The 23124-nt window shown below is 70.1% G+C and carries 18 protein-coding genes and 1 tRNA gene; 9 read left to right on the plus strand and 10 right to left on the minus strand.

Going from position 1 to position 23124, the window contains the following annotated elements:
* Window positions 1-51 precede the first annotated feature (51 nt).
* From ACZ6C1_RS17685 to ACZ6C1_RS17705, 5 genes are all read left to right on the plus strand, one after another.
* Window positions 52-125, plus strand: a tRNA-Pro gene (locus tag ACZ6C1_RS17685).
* Between the two features lie 523 nt (window positions 126-648).
* Window positions 649-1869, plus strand: a complete 1221-nt coding sequence (locus tag ACZ6C1_RS17690; RefSeq protein WP_469241978.1) for an ABC transporter substrate-binding protein — start codon at window positions 649-651, stop codon at window positions 1867-1869.
* A gap of 70 nt (window positions 1870-1939) precedes the next feature.
* A complete protein-coding gene (locus ACZ6C1_RS17695) occupies window positions 1940-2899 on the plus strand; it encodes a carbohydrate ABC transporter permease (RefSeq protein WP_469241980.1) in 960 nt (319 codons plus the stop codon).
* Complete coding sequence (locus ACZ6C1_RS17700) at window positions 2899-3732, plus strand: carbohydrate ABC transporter permease (protein ID WP_469241982.1); 834 nt, start codon at window positions 2899-2901, stop codon at window positions 3730-3732. The genes ACZ6C1_RS17695 and ACZ6C1_RS17700 overlap by 1 nt, the downstream gene beginning before the upstream one ends.
* A gap of 90 nt (window positions 3733-3822) precedes the next feature.
* On the plus strand, window positions 3823-5010 hold the full coding sequence (locus ACZ6C1_RS17705) for an ABC transporter ATP-binding protein (RefSeq protein ID WP_469241985.1): 1188 nt from the start codon (window positions 3823-3825) through the stop codon (window positions 5008-5010).
* A gap of 227 nt (window positions 5011-5237) precedes the next feature.
* On the opposite strand, the gene ACZ6C1_RS17710 is transcribed toward ACZ6C1_RS17705, so the two are convergent.
* A complete protein-coding gene (locus ACZ6C1_RS17710) occupies window positions 5238-5618 on the minus strand; it encodes a winged helix-turn-helix transcriptional regulator (protein WP_469241987.1) in 381 nt (126 codons plus the stop codon).
* A 120-nt stretch (window positions 5619-5738) separates the two neighbouring features.
* On the opposite strand from ACZ6C1_RS17710, the gene ACZ6C1_RS17715 reads away from it, so the two are divergent.
* Window positions 5739-6146, plus strand: a complete 408-nt coding sequence (locus ACZ6C1_RS17715) for a RidA family protein (protein WP_469241989.1) — start codon at window positions 5739-5741, stop codon at window positions 6144-6146.
* Window positions 6147-6383: 237 nt separating this feature from the next.
* Here ACZ6C1_RS17715 and ACZ6C1_RS17720 read toward each other — a convergent pair whose 3' ends face one another.
* Window positions 6384-6626, minus strand: a complete 243-nt coding sequence (locus ACZ6C1_RS17720; RefSeq protein WP_469241991.1) for a hypothetical protein — start codon at window positions 6624-6626, stop codon at window positions 6384-6386.
* A gap of 172 nt (window positions 6627-6798) precedes the next feature.
* Here ACZ6C1_RS17720 and ACZ6C1_RS17725 point away from each other — a divergent pair, with 172 nt between their 5' ends.
* On the plus strand, window positions 6799-7191 hold the full coding sequence (locus tag ACZ6C1_RS17725; protein ID WP_469241993.1) for a nuclear transport factor 2 family protein: 393 nt from the start codon (window positions 6799-6801) through the stop codon (window positions 7189-7191).
* 551 nt (window positions 7192-7742) lie between these two features.
* Window positions 7743-8507 carry a GNAT family N-acetyltransferase gene (locus ACZ6C1_RS17730; RefSeq protein WP_469241995.1) on the plus strand — a complete coding sequence of 255 codons (765 nt, stop codon included), beginning with the start codon at window positions 7743-7745 and terminating at the stop codon, window positions 8505-8507.
* A 295-nt stretch (window positions 8508-8802) separates the two neighbouring features.
* Here the strand turns inward: ACZ6C1_RS17730 and ACZ6C1_RS17735 are convergent, their stop codons facing one another.
* From ACZ6C1_RS17735 to ACZ6C1_RS17750, 4 genes are all read right to left on the minus strand, one after another.
* Window positions 8803-9465, minus strand: coding sequence for a pyridoxamine 5'-phosphate oxidase family protein (locus ACZ6C1_RS17735; RefSeq protein ID WP_469241997.1), 663 nt, complete (start codon window positions 9463-9465; stop codon window positions 8803-8805).
* A gap of 35 nt (window positions 9466-9500) precedes the next feature.
* Window positions 9501-10667, minus strand: a complete 1167-nt coding sequence (locus tag ACZ6C1_RS17740) for a globin domain-containing protein (protein ID WP_469241999.1) — start codon at window positions 10665-10667, stop codon at window positions 9501-9503.
* A gap of 445 nt (window positions 10668-11112) precedes the next feature.
* Window positions 11113-12117: a MerR family transcriptional regulator gene (locus tag ACZ6C1_RS17745; RefSeq protein ID WP_469242001.1), complete on the minus strand. Its 1005-nt coding sequence runs from the start codon at window positions 12115-12117 to the stop codon at window positions 11113-11115.
* A gap of 3 nt (window positions 12118-12120) precedes the next feature.
* Window positions 12121-12795: a HEAT repeat domain-containing protein gene (locus tag ACZ6C1_RS17750; protein WP_469242003.1), complete on the minus strand. Its 675-nt coding sequence runs from the start codon at window positions 12793-12795 to the stop codon at window positions 12121-12123.
* A gap of 165 nt (window positions 12796-12960) precedes the next feature.
* On the opposite strand from ACZ6C1_RS17750, the gene ACZ6C1_RS17755 reads away from it, so the two are divergent.
* On the plus strand, window positions 12961-13662 hold the full coding sequence (locus ACZ6C1_RS17755; RefSeq protein ID WP_469242005.1) for a bleomycin resistance protein: 702 nt from the start codon (window positions 12961-12963) through the stop codon (window positions 13660-13662).
* Between the two features lie 278 nt (window positions 13663-13940).
* On the opposite strand, the gene ACZ6C1_RS17760 is transcribed toward ACZ6C1_RS17755, so the two are convergent.
* The 4 genes from ACZ6C1_RS17760 to ACZ6C1_RS17775 are packed head-to-tail and all read right to left on the minus strand — an operon-like array spanning window position 13941 to window position 23002.
* Window positions 13941-16160 carry an NADP-dependent isocitrate dehydrogenase gene (locus ACZ6C1_RS17760; RefSeq protein ID WP_469242007.1) on the minus strand — a complete coding sequence of 740 codons (2220 nt, stop codon included), beginning with the start codon at window positions 16158-16160 and terminating at the stop codon, window positions 13941-13943.
* Between the two features lie 37 nt (window positions 16161-16197).
* Window positions 16198-20802 carry a non-ribosomal peptide synthetase gene (locus ACZ6C1_RS17765; protein ID WP_469242009.1) on the minus strand — a complete coding sequence of 1535 codons (4605 nt, stop codon included), beginning with the start codon at window positions 20800-20802 and terminating at the stop codon, window positions 16198-16200.
* Window positions 20799-22748 (minus strand): AMP-binding protein, encoded by a 1950-nt coding sequence (locus tag ACZ6C1_RS17770; protein ID WP_469242011.1) that lies wholly within the window; start codon window positions 22746-22748, stop codon window positions 20799-20801. The genes ACZ6C1_RS17765 and ACZ6C1_RS17770 overlap by 4 nt, the downstream gene beginning before the upstream one ends.
* On the minus strand, window positions 22745-23002 hold the full coding sequence (locus ACZ6C1_RS17775; protein WP_469242013.1) for a phosphopantetheine-binding protein: 258 nt from the start codon (window positions 23000-23002) through the stop codon (window positions 22745-22747). Before ACZ6C1_RS17775 ends, ACZ6C1_RS17770 begins: the two co-directional genes overlap by 4 nt.
* Window positions 23003-23124 lie beyond the last annotated feature (122 nt).

Raw genomic sequence — 23124 nt, forward strand, 5'->3', positions numbered from 1 at the left:
TAATCTTCTCTTGCGCGCCCACCGTCGGCGAAAGCCGAGGGACACGCGCATCGGGACGTGGCGCAGCTTGGTAGCGCACTTGACTGGGGGTCAAGGGGTCGCAGGTTCAAATCCTGTCGTCCCGACTTGCGGAGTAGCAGGTCGGAGGTCATTTCCGTTTGATCGGAAATGGCCTCTTTGCCGTTCTCGGGGACCAGATGGGGACCGAGCGCCATGGGGCGGGGTCATGTAACGCACCTCGACTCGGTCAAGGTGCGTTACCGGGGCGATGGTCAAACGTTCTGCTCCCCGGCCCAACTCACCGCGCGGCCGGCCCCACCCTCGCCACCGCCTGCGGCGCCGACGCCCTGGCCGACCGCGCCCAGCGCAGGCAACAGCCGAAGGTAGCCGTCCCCCTTCCGTGCCCGCAGGTTCGCCGAGTCCGTCCTTGCGGGCCGGTGAGCGATTCGATGCGATATGTGCTTGATGTTGCTTTATGCGGTCTTTAGTGTTCGCCGGGAGGGAAACGCTGCGAGGTCCGAGTCCCGTGCCACCGTCCGGAAGCGAGGTGTGGAGCGCGTGCACGCGAGGTGCGGCTGCCGGCCGGTTCCGGATCGGAAAGGACGTCCCGGAAGGGCGCGATGGCTGCGGGCGTTCGCCGTACTGCCGTTGCTGGCGTCGCTGCTCGCCGCTTGTGGCAGTGACGAGGGCTCCGGTAGGCCCACCCTCAACTGGTACAACTTCCCCGACGACTCCGGTGCGCTCCAGAAGGCGGCCGACCGGTGCAGCCAGGCGTCGGGCGGCCGCTACAGGATCAGCTACAACAAGCTCCCGCGTGCCGCGGACGGGCAGCGCCAGCAGCTTGTCCGCAGGCTCGCCGCCGAGGACGACTCGCTCGACATCCTGGGCCTGGACGTCACCTGGGCGGCGGAGTTCGCAGAGGCACGCTGGATCCGGGAGTGGACGGGGACGGCGAAGCGACAGGCCGTCGAGGGCACCCTGCGCGTACCGCTGCAGACCTCGACCTGGAAGGGCAAGCTGTACGCCGTCCCGTACAACACCAACACCCAGCTCCTGTGGTACCGCAAGGACCTGGTGCCCACCCCACCCAGGACCTGGGCCGAGATGCTGGACATGGCCGACGCCCTCGCCCGGCAGGGCAAACCGCACTTCGTGGAGATCCAGGGTGCCCAGTACGAGGGCCTGACCGTCTGGTTCAACACGCTGATCAGCAGTGCGGGCGGCTCCATCCTCAACGCGAGCGCGACCGAGCCTTCCCTCGGTCCCCCTGCCGTTCGGGCCGCTGCGATCATGCGTGATCTGGCGAAGTCCCCGGCCGCGGACCCCTCCCTGCCCAACCAGATGGAGGACCAGAACCGCCTCGCCATGGAGTCGGGGGTTGCGGCGTTCGAGCTCAACTACCCGTTCGTCTATCCCTCGATGAAGGCGAACAACGCCGAGTTGTTCAAGAACTTCCGCTGGGCGCCATACCCTCGGGTCGACGCGAACCGCCCCGCACGGCCCACCATCGGCGGCATCGACCTGGCTGTGAGCGCCTACTCGCGCCACCCCGATCTGGCCTTCGAGGCGGCGCTGTGCCTGCGCAACCGGGAGAACCAGCTCATCGCCGCGCTGGAGGGCGGTCTGCCGCCCACCCTCCGCGCCCTGTACGACGAGCCCGCGTTCATGAAGGAGTACCCCTTCTCCAGGGAGGTGCTGGCCGCCCTGGAATCGGCGAGCGTGCGCCCGCTCACTCCGGCCTACCAGAATGTGTCGATCGCGGTCTCCCACACGCTGTCTCCGCCGTCCGGGATCAAACCGGGGAGCTCCGTCGACACCATCGGGGAACAGATCGACGATGCCCTGCGATCCGAGGGTGTGATCCCGTGAACCACCTCCTCCCGCACCACTCCGTCAGCCGGCGCCGCAACGCGCGGGCCTCGTCCTCGGACGGCCCGAGATGAGCACGCGGGCGCGACCGGCCGGAACCCCGCCGCCCCCCGAGGCGGCGACGGAGCAGGCGGGGCCGGACCGGGCGGCACTCTCGGCGGGTGCCAGGCAGGAGCGGCGGCTCGGCTGGCTGCTCTGCTCGCCCGCGGTCGTCGTCATGATCGCCGTGACCGCCTACCCCATCGGGTACGCCGTTTATCTGTCCCTCCAGCGGTACGACCTGCGCTTTCCCGGACAGGCGGAGTTCGTGGGCCTGAGCAACTACGGGGCGGTGCTGTCCTCCCCGTTCTGGTGGGACGCCTTCTGGGTCACGCTGTTCATCACCGCCGTGTCCGTGACGATCGAACTGGTCCTCGGAATGGGGCTCGCCCTGGTCATGCACCGCACGATCTTCTGGCGCGGCGTCGTCCGTACGTCGGTCCTCATTCCGTACGGGATCGTCACCGTGGTCGCCGCCTTCTCCTGGCAGTACGCCTGGACCCCGGAGCTCGGATACCTCGCCGAGTTGTTGCCCAGCGGGGAGGCCCCGCTGACCGAGCAGTGGCCCGCCCTCTGGCTGATCATCCTCGCCGAGGTGTGGAAGACGACTCCGTTCATGGCCCTGCTGCTGCTCGCGGGCCTGGCGCTGGTCCCCGAGGAGACCCTCAAGGCGGCCATGGTGGACGGTGCCACCGCCTGGCAGCGCTTCACCAAGATCATGGTGCCGCTGATGAAACCGGCCATCCTGGTGGCACTGCTCTTCCGCACGCTGGACGCGTTCCGGATCTTCGACAACATCTACGTCCTGACCGCGGGCGCCCAGGGGACCGGCTCTCTGTCGATCCTCGGGTACGACAACCTGTTCACCGCGCTGAACCTGGGCATCGGGTCGGCGATCTCGGTCCTGATCTTCATCTGTGTCGGGATCATCGCCTTCACCTTCGTCAAGCTGTTCGGCACCGCCGCACCCGGCGCGGAGGTGAAGCGCTGATGGCCGCGGTGGGAAAGAGGCACGCCGCCCGATGGGGTGTCATGAACGTCGTGGTGGTGCTGTACGCCCTGTTCCCTGTGTGGTGGATCGCCGCGCTGTCGTTCAAGGACCCCGCCACCCTGACGGACGGCAACTACATCCCCACGGACTGGACCTGGGAGAACTACCAGGGCATCTTCGAGACCGCCGAGTTCACCCGTGCGCTGATCAACTCGATCGGTATCGCCCTGATCGCCACGGTGATCGCGGTGGCGCTGGGCACCATGGCCGCCTATGCGGTGGCCAGGCTGCGCTTCCCCGGCAAGCGGGTGCTCATCGGTATGTCGCTGTTGATCGCCATGTTCCCGCCGATCTCCCTGGTGTCACCGCTGTTCGACATCGAGCGGATCATCGGGATCTTCGACACCTGGGTCGGGCTGATCATCCCGTACATGACCTTCTCCCTGCCCCTGGCGATCTACACTCTGTCGGCGTTCTTCCGGGAGATCCCCTGGGATCTGGAGAAGGCGGCCAAGGTCGACGGGGCGACGCCCGCGCAGGCCTTCCGGATGGTCATCGTGCCGCTGGCCGCGCCGGGCGTGTTCACCACGGCCATTCTCGTGTTCATCTTCTGCTGGAACGACTTCCTGTTCGCGATCTCGCTGACTTCCACCGAGTCCGCGCGCACCGTGCCCGCCGCGATCGCGTTCTTCACCGGCAGCTCCCAGTTCCAGCAGCCCACAGGGTCGATCGCCGCCGCTGCTGTGGTCATCACCATTCCGATCATCGTGTTCGTCCTGTTCTTCCAGAGGCGGATCGTCGCCGGACTGACCTCCGGGGCAGTCAAGGGGTGAACGGGCCGGCCGCGGCAGACAGGCCACCGGTTCGAGACACCGACCGCGGTACCCGGACCCGGAAGGCATGAAGGCAAGGAGGCACCATCCATGGCCGAGATCATCCTTGAGGGAGTCACCAAGCGCTTTCCCGACGGGGCCCTCGCCGTGAAGGACGTGGACCTCGAGATCGCGGACGGCGAGTTCGTGATCCTGGTCGGCCCGTCGGGATGCGGCAAGTCCACCACCCTGAACATGATCGCCGGACTTGAGGACATCACCGAGGGCACCCTGCGCATCGGAGACCGAGTCGTCAATGACCTGGCTCCCAAGGAACGCGACGTCGCCATGGTGTTCCAGAGCTATGCCCTGTACCCGCACATGAACGTCCGGGAGAACATGGGCTTCCCGCTGCGCCTGGCCAAGGTGGACAAGGACACGATCAACGCCAAGGTGACGGAAGCCGCCCGGATCCTTGACCTGACCGAGCACCTGGACCGCAAGCCCGCCAACCTCTCGGGCGGTCAGCGCCAGCGGGTGGCCATGGGGCGGGCGATCGTCCGTGATCCCAAGGCGTTCCTGATGGACGAGCCGCTGTCCAACCTGGACGCCAAACTCCGGGTACAGATGCGCACTCAGATCTCCCGGCTGCAGCGTCGTCTCGGCACGACCACCGTGTACGTCACCCACGACCAGACCGAGGCGATGACGCTCGGCGACCGGGTCGTGGTCATGAGACAGGGCCTGGTCCAGCAGATCGGCACGCCTGCCGAGCTGTACGACTTGCCGCGCAACATCTTCGTCGCGGGCTTCATCGGCTCCCCGGCGATGAACTTCCTGAACGCCACCCTGGCGGACGGTGCCCTGCGCTCGTCCCTCGGCGACCTGCCCCTCGACGATCGTACGAGGCAGGCGCTGGAACGGCGGAACGCCCCCCGCGAGGTCATCGTGGGGCTGCGACCGGAGGCGTTCGAGGACGTGGCCCTGTCACACGGCCTGGACCGGACGGGCCCGGTCTTCACCGCCACCGTGGAGGTACTGGAGTCGCTGGGCTCCGATGTGTATGTCTACTTCACCGCGGAGGGCGGGCCCGCGACGACCACCGAACTGGAGGAGCTCGCCAAGGACTCCGGCCTGCGAGACACCGGCGCCGACACCCATCACATCGTGGCCCGACTGGACGCCGCCACGCGTGCCCGCGAGGGCGAACCGGTAGAGCTGCGGGTCGACATGGCCAAGGCCCACGTTTTCGACCCGGCGACCGGAGCGAACCTCACGCATCCGGTGAGGGCGGACTGACGATGCACCACACAGGGCACGATCCGCGCCATGAACCGGCAACTCAAAAGTCTGCTGGTCTTCGTCGAGCCCGGGAGGGGACCAAGACGATGACGACATGATGCCGGCGACGCCGTTCGGGAGAGTGGGCAACGGCGGAGCCACCACTGATCAGCAGCGGCTGCGCAGCAAGGGTCCGCGAGGCACGCGTCGTTTCCCGAGAGGGCGGCCGGCGAGTGGTCAACCCGTCAGTCGTTGAATCGGTGGCGGGAGGCCTCGATTTGCCCCAGGTACCGGTGGGTCCAGTCGCACAACCCGTCGATCGTCACTCGCAGGGCCTGACCCGGCTCCGTGAGGGTGTACTCGACCCGCGGCGGTACCACCGGGTGCACCGTCCGCTCGATCAGGCCGTTGTGCTCCAGCATGCGCAGGTTCTGGGTGAGCATCTTGTGGCTGATGCCCTCGACCTCGTCCCGCAGCTCACCGAAACGCAGGGTGCCTTCCCCCAGGGCCTCGATGATCAGGAGGGCCCATTTGTTGGCGAGGTCCGAGAAAATCTCCCGTGCCAGCGAGTCGGCGCGCCTCACGTCTGCTTCGTCGGGCGAGCCTGTGAACTGCTTGGTCACCATAAGGTTCCTCAGTCACTGAAAAGTGCGTTCTTCCACGTCAGCGAACACTCTCTTACGGTTCTGAAGTAACCACAAGAGAGCGAACGCGTCACGGCGCATCGTCGACGAGGAGGAAGCAACATGCCCATCACCCTGGTGAACCCCGGCGGACTGCCGAAGATCGATGCCTACCAGCAGGTGTCGATCGCGACCGGCTCCAAGCTGGTCTTCATCGCAGGCCAGGTCGCCTGGGACGCCGACGGTGTCACGGTCGGCGAGGGCGACCTCGCCGCTCAGGCCGAACAGTGCTACCTCAACATCGGCACCGCGCTCGCCGAAGTCGGCGCCTCCTTCGACAACGTGGCGAAACTGACTGTCTACGTCGTCGACTGGACCCCTGACAAGATGCCCCTGCTCATGGAAGGGATCACCCGGGCGGTCACGCAACTGGGGCCCACCCCTGCGCCCCCGGCCACCCTGCTGGGCGTCGCGGCGCTGGACGTACCCGAGCACTTGGTCGAGATCGAAGCCACGGCGGTCATCGACTGAAAGAGCGCCCGTGCTCAAGTCGCTGGTGACGCTCCGGGATCCAGGTCCTCTGCGGCCGGAGCGAGAGCGCCGCGGTGAGGCGGTCGCGTCATTAACAGTCAACGGCCAAGGAGCGGTCCTCGTGTATGTGGAAGGTGAGGCTCGGTCCGCGGTCGTCACCGATGCTCCGTCCGGGCCCGGCGCGAGCCGGGCCAGGTCGCGCTGCCGGGCCTCGAGGCCTGTTGGAACAGCAAGAGTTCAAGCCGGGCGTCGACGGATGTCGTGGCCGGTCATCACTCCCGGATGGTAGCGGCTGGTCACTCGGACGATGCAGCGGCTGCCGTCCGCATCTTCCAGGAGGATCAGGTCCACTGCATCCGGTTCGTTCACCGTCGGCGTTGTCGGAGACGCCGGCGGCGGTGACCCGGACGGCCAGGGGCCAGACGAGAGGATGGCGTCCGGCAGGAACGGCCGCAGCCGCTCCCACTCGGCATCCGTCACGTCACCCCGCCTCATGTCCACATCAACGACGCCGACATGAAGTAGACATGACCGACCGGTCAGCTTCTGGAGGCCAGGGTCCGATCAGGTGGCGGGGCCGGCGAAGCCGGTGTGCCTGAGTCCCGCCAGCCGGATCCGACCTAGGTTGGTAGGGAGATCAAAGGAGGCTGCCATGGCCGATCACCCGAGTATCGGGGTGTTTCACCGGGCTTTGGAGGCGTTTTCGGCTGGCGATATGGAGGCGCTCGCGGAGGTGTTCCACCCGGATGTGGTGTGGCATCTCGGCGGCCACGGTCCGCTGGCCGGCGACTACCAGGGGCGCGACGCCGCCTTCGCCCTGTTCCAACGGGAATTCGAGCTGACAGGCGGCACCTACCGCCCCCAGCTCCACGATGTGCTCGCCAACGACGAGCACACGGTCGCCCTGCTGCACGTCACGGCGTCACGCGAGGGCAAAGAGCTGGACATGAACGAGACGATCATCTTCCACATCCGGGAGGGCCGGATCACCGAAGCCTGGGGGCTGTGGTCCGACCAGAAGGCGTACGACGCGTTCTGGTCGTAGAGACGCCGCCCGTTTGCCACGCGCAGGACCGCCCCCGGCACGGCGGCGGCCCGGCGTTCGCGGAAGTCCGGTACCCGCGCCAGGCGTCGTAGACCCCGCCAAGATCCACCGGACAGGGCCTAGTGGGTCCAGCAGTTCCCAACGGGCATCGGACAGGTCACTCGGATACGGCGGGTGTCGAGGCATGTTGCGCTGGTAGGACACCACAGCGGACATCGACTCCACGGTGTGCCGGGCCCACCAGTACGCCATCGGGCTGCGGAAAAGTGGATTGCGCGGGTCGAGCCGCCCGGCGGTGTCGACACCGAGCCGGTCGACCATGGGCTTGGACGCTCGCGCGGCGGCCTGACGGCCTGACGGACCGACCACCAGCTGCACTTTGCCGTCGAGCAGGTCCAGATGCCGATCTCGATCGTGATCACAGTCGGGCGGCGTCGGGACTCCCCACAGTTCGAACCCTTGCTGAAGCAGATCCAGGTTCCCGTCTGCGGCTTGGCAGGCCCCGCACCCGCCCCGACCGGGTTCGAGCCGACAACGCGTACTTCTCCCGCATGAACCACGCTTACCTGCACAAGCGCGGGATCCGCTGCGCAATCCCGGAACAGGCTGACCAAATCCGCCACAGGGAGAAGCCCCGTGCCTGCGGTGGCCGCCCACCGGAGTCCGACGACGTCGACTACCGCGAGCGCCATGCGGTGGAGTGCGGCATCAACCGCCTCAAAAGAAACCGAGCGGTGGTCATCGCTACGGAGCCACTGTCCTCGTCGCGGCCATCAACGAATGGCTGTGACCAGTACGAAAATCGATTCACCTCACCTGGGTACGGAGGCGAAACTCACCTCATGACCCCGGACTTCACCGTGCGCCCGGCCCGACCCACCGATGCCCGGCCTCTGGCCGAAATGCGCTGGACGTTCAAGCAAGAGGATCACGAAGGGGAGCCGCCAGTACCGGCCCGGGCCCTGGAAGAGGCCGAACACTGGATGCGTGACCGGCTCAGCGATGGTCAGTGGCTGGCCTGGGTCGCGGAAACCGGGGGCGAAATCTGCGGCCACGTCTTCCTCTGCCTGGTGGAGAGGATGCCGGATCCGTACACCGACAGCACCCCGGTCGGCTACGTCACGAACTTCTACGTCGCGCCGTCGCAACGCAACAAGGGAGCCGGCTCTGCCCTCCTGGAAGCGCTGAAACAGCACTCACGCAGCTCCGGCTTCGACACTCTGATCGTCTGGCCCTCAGAGCGGAGCAGCCCCCTCTGGCAACGATCCGGTTTCCAGTCCCCGGCAGAACTGTTGGAGCTGCCGCTCGACTCCTGATGAGATCCACTGCCGATACACGGCCTAGCACCTGAGCCTTGTCGTGGAAGGCCTGAGTCTCCTCCCCAGCAGGAAGTCGGTATGGCACAGCGCCCACCGGGGCTCGGCCGCGGTGAGGGCTCAAGGGGTCTGGCGTTCGGCACGCTCGTGGACACCCTCGCCTGCCAGGTCACCCGACGGTCCCTGTCACCCGTTGACGCGTCGCAGCGATCGACTCCGGGCCGGAAAACCTCCGCGTGCGGAGCGTCGTGCCGGTGCTCGCTCGGCGGCGGGGCCGCCGGGCGAGGGGCAGGGCTCATCGTCGGTGTGTCGCCTGGACCGTTGCGTGCTGTTCCCGGTTCGCGGAGGGCTCGGCGGGTGCGGCCGTACCGGGTCCGGTGAAGTAGTGCGCGTCCTTGGGGCGGGCGGCGTCATGGGTGGTGGGGCGCGGAGCCGGTACCAGGTGCGGTATGTACTTGGAGCAGTGTATGTACGCCTCTTCCACGCTCACATGGACCCACATCTCGGGGCCGCGCCCCGGCGCGACGTCGGTGGGGAGAGCGGGATGGAGGCGGCGTAGGTCGGTGTCGCCGTGGAGCCGGGCCACGCCGTTGACGTGCAGACCCACGTGGTGGTGGGTGAAGTCCACGAACAGCATGCCGAGATGGGGGTTCTCCGTCATGTTGCCGGCACTGGCGAGTACACCGTTCCCACGGAACTCGGGATAGACGAGCGTGCGGTCGTCCAGCACGTGGACGAATCCGGGCGGCCCGGCGCGGAAACTGGCGTCACATGCGCCGCCCGAGTCGGCGGTCGCCAGGAACACCATGGTCTGGCGGCCGATGAAGTCCCGCATCTCGCGTGTGAGGTGGGACCGCACCTGCTGATCGTAGAACCGGGCGGCACGCTCACTGGTGCCCACCTGCTGCTGCAGCCGGTGTTCACCTGCTGATCCGAAGGGAGGCGGGGACAAGGTCACGGGCGTTCTCCTGGCAGGACGGGCAAGCGCGTGGCTCAGGGCATGGACAGGACGGGAGTCTCGAACGGGTCGTGATGGATGCGGTCGGACGGGGTGCCGTTGAGGGTGAGCGTCTCCTTGGCGGCGACGACCATCGGGGCCGGGCCGCTGAGGTAGACGTCGTGTTGGTACCACGGTCCGTACTCGGCCAGCACCTCTGGGAGGGATCCCCGGATTCCGGGGATGTCCTCGTGGGAGACTGCGCCCCTGATGGTCAGCCAGTGGTGCCGCTGGGCCATGCGGAGCATGTCGTCGACCCCGTACAACTCGGCGCCGGTGCGGGCGCCCAGGAAGAGGTCCACCTGGTGGCGCCCGCCGCGACGGGCGACTTCCTCGACGAGCGCGCGGATCGGAGCGAGGCCGGTGCCGCCGGCCACGCAGAGCAGGTCGCTGGAGACGGCGGCGTCCAGCACCATGTCCCCCATCGCGGGCCCCAGTCGCAGCACGTCGCCCACCGCGCAGCGGCGCACCAGCGCGTCGCTGACCGAGCCGCCGGCCACGGCGCGCACATGAAGGGTGAGGGAGCCGTCCTCACGGGGTGCGTTGGCGGGGGAGTAGTAGCGCCACTGCTTGGGCCACCAGGGGGTCTCGACACTGACGTACTGACCGGCGGCAAAGGCGTAGGGCGCGTGGGGGCGCACGGTGATCTCGGCGATGCCGGGTGCCCGCGGAACGTGGCGCACCACCGTGGCCGGCCACACGGCGGGCCGTACCGCCTCGTCCTGCTCGGCGGCCGCGATCATGAGGTCGGCGACCGCGCCGTACGCCTTCGCCCAGGCGGCGGCGATGTCCCCGGTCCACGCGGCGCCGGCGTAGCGGGCCAGCGAGGCGAGGAGGCACTCGCCCACGGCCGGGAAGTGGGCGGCGAGTGTGCCGAACTTGCGGTGATCGCGCCCGAGGTGTCCGCAGAATCGGACCAGGTTCTCGGGGTCGTCCACCAGGTCCACGATACGGAGCAGTGCCCGCAGCAGGCGGTCGCGCTGGGCGTCCATCCCCGGCGGGAACAGCGGACGGACCTCGGGGTGGCGGGTGAAGAGGATCGCGTAGAAGTAGACCGTCATCTCCGCGGCGAGCGGCTCGACCACCTGGAGGGAGGCGCGTATGAGGTCTGTCTCGCGGGCCGACAAAGGAGCCTCGGCGACCGCCGGTTCAGCGGCGCTCACGACCGGGGCGGGCACCGGGTCGGCCGGGAAGGAGGGCGCGGACGCACCGCTCGGGCGTCTGATCCGGAATCTCAACGGACCAGCGCTCCTCCGTGTGCTGCTCGAGCGGGTCTCTCACCGGCGGGCCGTGGCGCGCCACCGTCCATGGGGACGGGTCCCCGGAGCATGCCATGGATGGCATCACCGCGTCCGGATATCAGGAGCGTGGTGATCGGGGCGTCGAAGGAGTCGGTCATGAGTCCTCATGCTGGGCCGGAGCACTGAAACGGATCAAGCGGTTCCGGACGCTACATGACCGTGCGGGTGACTCAGAAGTAGCTACGGCGGAGGGCCCCGACCGACTCGTTCCGATTGGGTAGGTATATCCATGAAGCGACGCTTCGTGACCGACCGGCCCTGGTGCGCGCGGCGCGACCGGCGCGATCCGATGGGTCTGGCGACGTCGTCACCGTGTGCCGCGTAGCTGAAGAAGATGCGCCGCCGTCAGCGCAACGGCGCGGTCCTCGTCTTGCGACAGCTCCATGAGGGCACGTGTCGCCCGCGCCCCCGGGATGCCCGCCAGCGCCTGGGTCAGCCGGCCGCGTGCGGGCGCGTCAGTGGTGTCGTGGGCGAGGCGGTCGACGAGCCTCGTCGCGATCCGATCCGCCGTCGCGGTGTCGCTCGCCAGCACACTCAGCGCATCCGCCGCGTCGGTGTCCCTCCTTCCCTCCGCGATCATGTCGACGAGCGTCGGGACCGCATCGGCCACCTCACGTGTCGCGAGTGCCACAGCCGCATACCCGCGGACCACGGCATCGGGGTTCGCGAGGGCATCCCGCAGGTGCGCGGTGGCCTCCTCACCCGGCATCTCGGTGAGGGACTGAGCAGCGCGTTCCCGCACTTCAGCCACCGGTGAGCCCAGCCCCTCCGCCAGCAACGCCGATCCGCCGTCACCCGACCGCGCCAGCGCCCATCGAAGGGCCCCGGCGACATTCGGCTCCGTCTCGCTCAGCGCCGCCTCGACCAGCGCCTCCGCCGGCACCGGAACCTCGTCGCCCGAGAAGAGGGCCGCACGCTGGCGTGCGTTGGCGCTCTTCGACTCCAGCGCCTGCAGCAGCGCGACGACCTGGAGGACGTCCTCCCAGCCGGAGGGGTCGGCGGCATCGATCCGTCGCAGCCGTGTGAGCAACTCCGTCTCGGCCGCGATGCGTTCGCGCGTCCGCCGGACGAGGTCGTCGACGAGCGCCGAGGGGGTGAAGCCGGGGTCGTCGAACGCTCGTCGGATCTCACGCAGCGACAGCCCGAGCGACCGCAGGCTCTCGATGTGGAAGATCCGCTGGATGTCCTCGCCGGTGTACTCCCGATAGCCTGAGCCGGTACGGGCCGAAGGCCGCACCAGGCCGAGCGACTCGTAATGCCTGAGCATGCGGGCACTGACGCCCGACCGCCGCGCCACCTCACCGATCAACACTTCCTATCGTTCCTCCGGGCCGAACCTGCCGAGCGCCACGACGCGCTTCGCCTCCTCGACCGCGAAGTCGAACCCGGCGTCCGGGTCGCGCGCAAGCCGCTCCGTGGCGAGCGCGTGCGCGCGCACACGCCGGTCAGGGGCCGCCGTCGCCGCACGCAGAGCCGGCAGGGCAACGTCACCGAGCGCCACCAGCGCCCGGCTGAGACTCAGCTGCGTCTCCCGCCCCCCGCGCCCGAGCTGTGTGACCAGGGCCCTGGCCAACGCGGACTCCTCGCCTTCCGGTACGAGCACGACCGCGGCCCGCCAAGCGCTCCGCGCCACCTCGTCGTCCGGGTCGGACAACAGCCTCCGTGTGATCGCCGGCCACGCCCGGCGGTCCGCGATCTTGGACAGCGTATGCAGCGCCTGGCTCCGTGCCTGCGCACGCTCCGAGCGGACCTCACGGAGGAGCTCGGGAAGCGTCATGGACACCGGGTGGCGGGTGAGCGCCCATGTCAGCAAGTCGCGGACGAAGAACTCGGGCTCGACCGCGCATCGTTCCACGAGCTTGTCGACGAAGCGCACGTCAGGCGCCGTGCCGACTGCCAGAGCGGCCCTCAGCCGCACGGACGAACGGCCGTCCTCCAACCCCTTGAGCGCTGCTCGTATCGCATCCGTGTCCTGCCTCGTGACCGTCATCGAGACCACCTCCTTCAGCGAGCAGTGAAGGCCCTGTCACTGTGTCAAGGTCAAGCGGGGGGCGGGGTGTGCGCCCGCTGCTCCTGGCCGGTGGACAGCGCCGAGAAGCACGAGCGATGCCGGAATAACCATCCACCACTACTCAAGTTTGACTAGACTGCAGGTGTGGAAGAAAAGACGATCCCGATCCTGCCCTGCCGGACCATCCAGCCCGTTCTCGACTTTTACACCGTCCTCGGGTTCAAGGTGACCTTCCAGCAGAAGAGCCCCAACCCGTACGCGGTCGTGCAGCGCGGCGGCATCCAGCTCCACTTCTTCGGGATGAAGGAGTACGAGCCGGCCGAGTCCTACAGCACGTGCCTCATCCGTACCGACGACGTCGATGGGCTGCACGAGGTCTTCCGTGCCGGACTCAAGGCGGCGTACGGCAGAATCCCGACCCGCGGACTGCCGCGCATCGGGCCGCTGAAGGACACCTCGCACGGCGTGCGGCAGTTCCTCGTGACCGATCCGGGCGGCAACTGCCTCCGCATCGGACAGCGGACGAGCCAGGACCAGCATCACCGGCCCGCGCCCAAGGAGACCTTTTCCCGAGCCATCCATCACGCATCCCTGCTCGCGGACTCGAAGGAGGACCCCGCGGGCGCCGCGAAGATCATCGACCGGGTGCTGCGCATCGAGGACGAGCGGCCCACGCCCGTGCAGTTGCTTCGTCTCCTCGTGCTGCGTGCGGATGCCGCCAGGAGCCTCGGCGACGAAGAGACCGCCAGGTCCGCGCTCACCCGGGCCGCCGCGGTACACCTCACCGCCCAGGAGCGGGCGTCGGTCTCCGACGACCTCGAACGCCTGGAGGAGCTGGGGGCCTGAGGCTGCTGTGAACGTGCTGGTCACAGCCACTGGTCGGACGGTGACCAGCGCGGTCGCAGGGCATCGACGCCTGCGACCCGCGTGACCGGCTCAGCGGCGTAGGCCTGCTGGATCCGCTCCCTACCGGGTTCTGCCCGACGATCGACGGTCGACGGTCGACGGTCGGACTGGCCGCGGACAGCGGCGTACGACAGCGTATGACGGCGTACGGGAACGCCCCGGCCGGAGATTCCGGCCGGGGCGTTCCCGTCGTACTGCCGCAACAGGCTGCCGTGGCGTCAGGCCAGGGTGGAGAGCGCCTGGTTGAGGGTCGCCGAGGGGCGCATGACCGCCGAGGCCTTGGCCGGGTCCGGGTGGTAGTAGCCACCGATGTCGGCCGGCTTGCCCTGGACCGCGATCAGCTCGTCGACGATCTTCTGCTCATTGTCGGTGAGCGTCTGCGCGAGCGGGCCGAACGCCTTGGCGAGGTCCGCGTCGTCGGTCTGCCGCGCCAGCTCCTGGGCCCAGTACATCGCCAGGTAGAAGTGGCTGCCGCGGTTGTCGATGCCACCCAGGCGACGGCTCGGCGACTTGTCCTCGTTGAGGAACGTCGCGGTCGCGCGGTCCAGGGTGTCGGCGAGGACCTGGGCGCGGGCGTTGCCCGTGGTCTGCGCGAGGTGCTCGAAGCTGACCGCGAGCGCGAGGAACTCGCCCAGGCTGTCCCAGCGCAGGTAGTTCTCCTTGACCAGCTGCTGGACGTGCTTGGGCGCGGAGCCACCGGCGCCCGTCTCGAACAGACCGCCGCCGTTCATCAGCGGGACGACCGAGAGCATCTTCGCGCTGGTGCCCAGCTCGAGGATCGGGAACAGGTCGGTCAGGTAGTCGCGCAGCACGTTGCCGGTGACCGAGATGGTGTTCTCGCCGCGGCGGATGCGCTCCACCGACAGCTTGGTCGCCTCGACCGGGGACATGATGCGAATGTCCAGGCCCTCGGTGTCGTACTCCGGCAGGTACCGCTTGACCTTCTCGATGAGCACGGCGTCGTGCGCGCGGGTCTCGTCCAGCCAGAACACCGCCGGGTCGCCGGTCGCGCGGGCGCGGGTGACGGCGAGCTTCACCCAGTCCTTGATCGGCGCGTCCTTGGTCTGGCAGGCGCGGAAGATGTCACCGGCCGAGACGGCCTGCTCGAGGACGACGTTGCCGGCCTCGTCGACGAGACGGACGGTGCCCGTGACGGGGATCTCGAAGGTCTTGTCGTGGCTGCCGTACTCCTCGGCCTTCTGCGCCATCAGACCGACGTTGGGGACCGAGCCCATCGTCGACGGGTCGTACGCGCCATTGGCCCGGCAGTCGTCGATGACGACCTGGTAGACGCCGGAGTAGCTGCTGTCCGGCAGGACGGCGAGCGTGTCGGCCTCCTGGCCGTCCGGGCCCCACATGTGGCCGGAGGTGCGGATCATGGCCGGCATGGAGGCGTCGACGATGACGTCGGACGGGACGTGCAGGTTGGTGATGCCCTTGTCCGAGTCCACCATGGCGAGCTCCGGCCCCTCGGCGAGCTCGGCGTCGAAGGAGGCCTTGATCTCGGCACCCTCGGGCAGGGCCTCAAGGCCCTTGTAGATGCCACCGAGACCGTCGTTCGGCGTCAGGCCGGCCGCGGCGAGCGTCTCGCCGTACTTCGCGAACGTCTTCGGGAAGAAGGCACGCACGACGTGGCCGAAGACGATCGGGTCGGAGACCTTCATCATCGTCGCCTTGAGGTGCACGGAGAACAGCACGCCCTCGGCCTTGGCGCGGGCGACCTGCGCCGAGAGGAACTCGCGCAGCGCGGCGACGCGCATCACGGAGGCGTCGACGACCTCGCCCGCGAGGACGGGTACGGACTCGCGCAGGACGGTCGTGGAGCCGTCGTCGCCGGCCAGCTCGATACGGAGCGTGCCGGCCTCGGAGATCACCACGGACTTCTCGGTGGAGCGGAAGTCGTTCTCGCCCATGGTCGCGACGTTCGTCTTCGACTCGGGGGTCCACGCGCCCATGCGGTGCGGGTGGGTCTTGGCGTAGTTCTTGACCGACGCGGGGGCGCGCCGGTCGGAGTTGCCCTCACGCAGGACCGGGTTCACGGCGCTGCCCTTGACCTTGTCGTAACGGGCGCGGATGTCCCGCTCCTCGTCGGTCTTCGGGTCGTCCGGGTAGTCCGGCAGCGCGTAGCCCTGCTCCTGCAGCTCGGCGACAGCGGCCTTCAGCTGCGGGATCGACGCCGAGATGTTCGGCAGCTTGATGATGTTGGCCTCGGCCGTCTTGGCGAGCTCACCCAGCTCGGCGAGCGCGTCGTCGATGCGCTGGCCCTCCTGGAGGTACTCCGGGAAGCCGGCGATGATCCGCCCCGCCAGGGAGATGTCCCGGGTCTCCACGCTGACCCCGGCCGTCGAGGCGTACGCCTGGACCACAGGCAGGAACGAGTGCGTGGCCAGGGCCGGGGCCTCGTCAGTGTGTGTGTAGATGATGGTCGAGTCAGTCACCGGGTGCTCCGCTCCACGTCTGCAACATTGCTCGACATCAAGATATCTCGTGATCGACGTCTTCTCGACAGGGGTCCGGCTCCTTTCCCGGGGTCGGTACCGGCAGGAACCCTTCTCGCGAGAAGAAGCGGACATAACGGGTGAACAGTGTGTCGTCCACCATCGGCGACACCACTGCGGAACCACACAGCGCGTGCCGGGCGGCCGAGGAGTCGAACAGCGGCGAGTCGCCCGGTCGCGCGGCGGGCGTGCCGGTCCGCGGGAGCAGGCCGAGGAGCGGGAACGCGGCGTTGTCGGGCTGCCGCTCCACATGGCGGTGCCAGTCCTCCAGCGGCACCTCGGCCAGCCGGTGGCCCAGCGACCGCAGGCGGTCCACGATCTCCGTGAACGGGCGGAGCCGCTCACTGGAGACGTGGAACGTCCGCCCGGCGGCCGACGGGTCGGCGGCCAGCGCCACGATCGCCCCGCTCACGTGGTCCACCGGCACCAGGTCGAAGTCGGAGACGTAGTCGCCCGGGGCGAGGCCCGCCTCGACGCAGCCCTTCACGAGCAGCCAGAGGAAGTCGGACGTCTGGCACACCCCGGTCCGGCTGGACCCGGCGATCCTCGTGGGGCGGTACACCGAGACCGGCAGGCCGCGCTCCCGGGCCTGGGCGACGAGCGTCTCGGCCACCCACTTCGACTCGGCGTACCCGTTGCGCAGCAGCCTGACGTCAGCCGGCGGGTGGTCCGGCAGGACGCGGCCCGTCGGCGGACCGGCCGGGGGGAAGACCCCGACGGTGGACACGTGGTGCACGGGCACCGTTCGGTGGGCGGCGGCCAGGCGCAGGACCTCCGCCGTCCCGTCGACGTTGGCCGCCCTGAGCTGTTCGTAGCCGTACGCCAGGTTCACCTCGGCACCCGCGTGGAACACCACGTCGACCGTGCGGGCCAGCTCGTCGAACCGCTCGCGCCCCAGGCCCAGCCGGGGCAGTGCCAGATCGCCGGGCACCGCCCGGACGCGGTGCGCCCGTGACTCGTCCCACAGCCCGTACCGCTCCAGCGCGGCGCGGATCCGCTTCTCCGCGGAGGCCGGCTCTTCGGCCCGTACCAGGCAGTGCACGACGGCACCGGTCCGCTCCAGCAGGTCCCGCAGCAGGAACGCGCCGAGGAAGCCGGTGGCGCCGGTCAGCAGTACGTGGCGCGGGTCGTCGGCGACGGGCACCAGCTCCCGCGCGGGCGCGATGTCCGGGGCCAGGGACTCCCGGCCGATGGCGGGGACCGCCCGCCCGCGCGTGCCGACGAGCGCGGTCAGCGCACGGAGAGTGGGTGCCGCGACGACGTCCGCGGGCCGGATGTCCAGGCCCAGCTCGGTACGGAGACGGACGGACAGCCGTACGGCGAGCAAGGAGTCGCCGCCGAGCGAGAAGAACGACTGGTCCGGATGCGGGGTGCCGGTACGCAGGACGTCCGCCCAGACCACGGCCAGACCCTCCGGCAGGCGGGCGTCGGTGAGGTCGTGGGGGGTGGGTCCGGCGGGGGACCCGGGAGGGGCGGTCCCGGGGGCGGCCGAACCGGCGGGGGTCGGTCCGGCGGGTATGGGCCCGGGGGTCGGTCCTGCGGGGGCGGGCCCGGGGGTCGGTCCCGCGGGGGCGGCTGCCGGTGGGGCCGGGGACGCCGGGCGTGCCGGGGGCGCCGGGGGCGCGTACAGCCGGTGCACCGCCGCCCGGTCCGTCTTGCCGCTCGCGGTGAGGGGGAGGCCCGGGATGCGGATCACGGAGGCCGGGACCAGGTAGTGCGGAAGCCGTTCCAGGAGCGCCCCGCGTACCCATTCCGGTTCGGGAGCCACCGGGGCCGTCCCGGTGTAGTACGCCACGAGCCGCTTCCCGTCCGCCCCTGCCCCGTCCACGTGCACCACGGCGTCGGTCACGCCCGGCACCGCCTTCACGGCGGCCTCGACCTCGCCCGGCTCCACCCGGTAGCCACGGATCTTGACCTGGTCGTCATTGCGGCCGACGAACCGGATCGTCCCGTCCGGCAGGAAACACCCCAGGTCACCCGTGCGATACAGGAGGCCACCGGAACGATCCGGAACGAACGGGTCCGGCACGAAACGGTGGCCTTGCGGAGCCTCGGCGGAGAGGTAACCGAGGGCCACGGCGTCACCGGCGACGCAGATCTCCCCGATCGTGCCGACCGGACACGGCCGGAGCCGGCCGTCCAGGACGTACACCCTGCTCCCGGGCACCGGCCGCCCGATCGGCGGACGGTCCGGCCACGTCGCTGGCGCGCCGGTGAGCGCGTGAGCCGTGACCACATGGGTCTCGGAGGGGCCGTACTGGTTCTCCAGCCGCGCCCCGGGACAGGCGACGGTGAAGAACCCCCGGATCGCCGGCGTGACATACAGCTGCTCCCCGGCCGTGATCACTTCGCGCAGGCTCGCGGCGGAGCGGCCGGTGGCCATGGCGTACTCGGCGAGCTGCTGCAGGGCGACGTAGGGGAGGAAGAGACGGTCGACCGAGTGCCGCTCGATGAGGTCGAGCAGGCGGTGCGGATCACCGCGCGTCCCGTCGTCGGCCAGGACGAGTGTCCCGCCGCACGCCCACGTCGCGAAGACCTCCTGGAACGCCACGTCGAAGCCGAGCGGTGCGAACTGGAGCGTGCGGGAGCCGGGGCCCGCGGCCGAGCCGCGGCACTGCCAGTCCAGCAGCGCCGCCAGTGACCGATGGGGGAGGGCCACGCCCTTGGGCCGGCCGGTCGACCCGGACGTGTACACGACGTAGGCCGCGTCCTCCGGGGACGTTCCGGGAAGGGGCTCGTCCGACCGGCCCGCGGGCGTGCCCGCCAGAGTGTCGTCCGACCGGCCCTCGGGCGTGCCCTCCACGGTGTCGTCCAGGACATGATCCAGGACGTCGTCCAGGAACACGACGGGTACGTCGGTGTCCGGCGCGACCGGTGTCGTGCGGGTGGTCAGCAGGGCCGCCATGCCGCTGTCACGGACGATGAACGCCGTGCGCTCCGCCGGCAGGGACGGGTCCAGCGGCACACAGGCGCCGCCCGCCCGAAGAACACCCAGAACGGCGACAAGGGCGTCGACGGACCGCCCGATCCGGATCCCAATCCGCTCTCGGGCCAGCCCTTGGGACACCAGCCACTGTGCGAGGGAGTGGGAGGCGGCCGAAAGCCCGGCGTACGTGAGGGTCCGCCCGGCGTCCACCACGGCAGCCGCGTCCGGTGCCGACCGCGCCGCGCGGGCGACGAGCTCGTGGGCGTGCGGCAGCGGCGCGGACTCCGCCCGTTCCGGGCCCCATGGCAGCGTCCCGGTCACCAGCCGCCGCTCCGCCTCCGGCATGACGGCCAGGTCGTCCACGGCCGCGTCGGGGTTCCGGGTGGCGTCGGACAGGAGGGCCAGGAAGCGCTCGGAGAGGCGCCGCGCGGTGGACGGTTCGAGGACGCCGGTCGCGTACTCCATCAGGACCCGGTAGCCGCCGTCACCCGCGCGCGGGACGAATTCGATGAACACGTCGAACTTCGCGGTGCCGTTGTGGGCGTAGAGACGCTCGGCGGTCACCCCCGGCAGCCGCAGCCCGGGCGCGTCGGCGTCGTCCACCGTGAACACCACCTGGAACAGCGGGAACCGGCCCGGTACCCGCTCACCCGCCAGCTCCGCGACCAGCCGGCTGTGCGGGACGTGGCGGTGCGCCATGGCCCCGCGCACGAGCGCGGTGCTCTGCCTGACCAGCTCCCGGAACGTCTGCCCGGGCCGGACGCGCTGACGCAGCGGCAGGACGTCGCTCAGGCAGGCGATCAGCGGTTCCAGTTCCAGCCGGTCCCGCCGCGTGACCGGGGTGCCCAGCACGACGTCGTCCTGTCCGCCGAGCCGCGTCACCAGAGCGGTCAGGGCGGCGGTGAACAGCACGAACGGTGTCGTACGCACATGGCGGCAGGCGGCGCGTACGGCGTCGGCGAGGCCGGGGCCGATGGAGAACTCGATCAGCTCACCCCGGTGGTCCGGCACCGTCGGACGGGGCCGGTCCAGCGGAAACGTCGACTCGGCGGGTGCGCCGTCCAGCGTCCGGCGCCAGTACTCCAGGGCCTCTTCCGCCTGTGCGCGCTGGGCGCGTGCGTACGCACCGAACGGCATGGCCAGGACCGGGAGTTCCGGGCGGCGGTTCTCGACGGCGGCCCGGTACAGCTCGCTGAACTCCTCGTCGAGCAGGCGGAACGACCATCCGTCGACGACCGCGTGGTGCACCGCGACCGCCAGCACGGCGTCCCGTTCGCCGCCGCGCAGCAGCGTCGCCCGCACCAGCGGCGGCCGGTCCGCGGGCAGGGGCCCGGAGACGGCTTCCCGGACCGCCTCGGCCATCGCGCCGGGGCCGGGCTCCCGGACCGCGAGCGGAACCGGCGCGGGCGGGAACACGCGCTGCACCGTCCGGCCGTCCTCCATGACCAGGGCGGTGCGCAGCGGTTCGTGACGTGCGACGACGCCCGTGAGCGCCGCCCGGACGGCCGGGACGTCGATGTCACCGCGCAGGTGGTGGATCCAGGACTCGACATAGCGGCCCGCCCCGGCCTGGAACTGGTCGTTGAGCCAGATCGACTCCTGCTCGTACGACATCGGATGGGTGGCGCGGGCACCGTCGGCCTCGTACGTGCTCACGCGCCGGCCTCCGTGCCGTGGCCGCCCGGCCGGAGCGTGCGCAACAGTGCGGTACGGTCCAGCTTTCCGTTGGCGGTGAGCGGCGGCTCCGACAGCCGGCGCACCAGGCCCGGCACCAGGTGGCGGGGCAACCGCGCGGCCAGCTCGCGGCGGAGTTCCGACGGCCGCAGGGGCGTGACGGAGGGGGCGGCGTCCGTGTAGAAGAGCGCCAGGCGGTCGTACCCCCCGTTCGCGCCGGGTACGGGGACGACCGCGCACTCCGCCACGCCGGGCACGGTCCGTACCAGGGCCTCCACCTCCTCCGGCTCGACGCGGTGACCGCATACCTTGACCTGCCGGTCGGCGCGTCCGGCGAAGTGCACGACCCCGTCGGCGTCCTGGAACCCGAGGTCCCCGGTCCGGTAGATCCGGGTGGGCACGCCGTCGACGGTGACGGTCGGGAACATCCGGGTGGTCAGCTCCGCGTCGCCGAGATAGCCCAGGGCGATGCCGTCACCCGAGACGCAGATCTCACCCGTGGTGCCCGGTGCGGCCGGCAGGCCGTCCTTGCGGATGTGCACCCGACGGCCCGGCACCGATGCGCCCACCGGGATCCCGGACGGGACGTCACAGTCGGCGCGGCCTACCCGGCGGGCGGTGGTGAAGACGCACGCTTCGACGGGCCCGTAACCGTTGGTCAGCGCGACGGACGGGTGGCGGTCGAGGAAGGCACGCACGCGTGGCACGGAAAGTCGTTCCCCGCCCGTCAGGACGTGGCGGAGTCCCTCGAAGCAGCCGGGGTCCTCGTCGACGAACAGGTGGAACAGCGACGCGGTGAGCCAGACCGTGTCCACCCCTTCGCGTGCGATCAGACCGCGCAGCGACCCGGGCAACAGGTAGGCGGCGTCGAGGACCACACTGGTCCCGCCGTTGATAAGCGGCCCCCAGGTCTCCAGCGTGAAGCCGTCCCAGGAGACCGGCGCCGCCTGGGGCATCACCGGCGGCGTCGGGCCCCCGGAGGCGAACGGTGCGAAGTCGCCGCCGAACAGGCTGAGCGTGGCGCTGTGGGCGGACACCACCGCCTTGGGGCGGCCGGTGGTGCCGGAGGTGAAGAACACCGTGGCGGCGCTGGCTCCGTCCACCGGCGGGCGCACCCGGTGGCGCCCCTCTCCCAGGGGTGAGCGGGGCGACACCTCCGCCGCGTCCCGGGGAAGCATGCCGTCCGCCGCGGGGGGACACAGCGAGCCCTCCCGCCAGGCGTCCCACCCCTCCGGCGCCACCGTCACGCGGGGTGCGAGCATGCCGGCCAACGAGCGCAGCCGCTCGACGGGCCAGGCAGGATCCAGGGCCGCGTACGCCGCACCGGTCTTCAGTACGCCCAGGAGGGCAGCCACCAGCGTCGCCGAACGCGCCAGGACGACCGGGACGAACGTGCCCGGTCCGGCGCCCCGGTCCCGTAGCTCGGCCGCCCACGCCTCGGCCGCCGCGTTCAGCTCGGCGTAGGTGACGCGCCGGGTGCCGTGAACGAGGGCGACGGCATGCGGCTGGTGCGCGGCGTGCCGCTCGACGGCCTCATGGATCAGCACCGGCCGGGACTCGTGTACGGCGGCCGACCGAGAGCCGCGGACCGGGACGGGCGCCGTTGTGGCCTCGTGGGCGAGGGTGGTTCCGGCCTTCGGGACGGGGGATGTTCTGGTGTCGCGAACCGGGGCGGGTTCGGTCTCCGGGACGGGCGAGGTTGTGGCCTCGTGCACCGGGGCGGATCCGGTCTTTGGGACGGGGGATGTTCCGGTGTCGCGGACCGGGGCGGGTTCGGTCTTCGGGACCGGGTGCACCCCAGGTTCGGGGATCGGGGACGGATCGGCCTCCGGGAGCGGGGCGGGTCCGGCGTCCGGGGTCGGCGACGGGCTGATCGTGTCCGTCACGGCGGCAGCGGCCGCGCCGGGGGCCACGGCGGAGCCGGTCACCGGGCGTCCCGGGCGGTTGCCACGGCCGCGGCGAACTCGGCGAGGTCCTCGCTGTCGAGCAGGGTCTCCGGGGGCACGTCCACGTCGAGCTCGCGGCCGACGCGCAGGCATATGCGTATCGCGTCCAGGGACGTGCCGCCGAAGTCGTAGAAATTGTCCGTCAGCCGGTGCGGCCCGGCGCCCGTCACCTCGGCCACGACGGACAGCACGACGTCCACGACGTGCTCGGTGGGTGAGGCGCTCTCAGTGCTCACGTGCGGGGCTGACACCCTGGAAGTCCCTTCTGGTCTCGTCTGCTCTCGGCCTGAATCGACCACTGCCGGACGGGTTTTATCGAACAAGTCCGGCGAGCCTTCGCACATCCTGCCCCATCACT

The sequence above is a fragment of the Streptomyces sp. NPDC041796 genome (genome assembly GCF_055590785.1).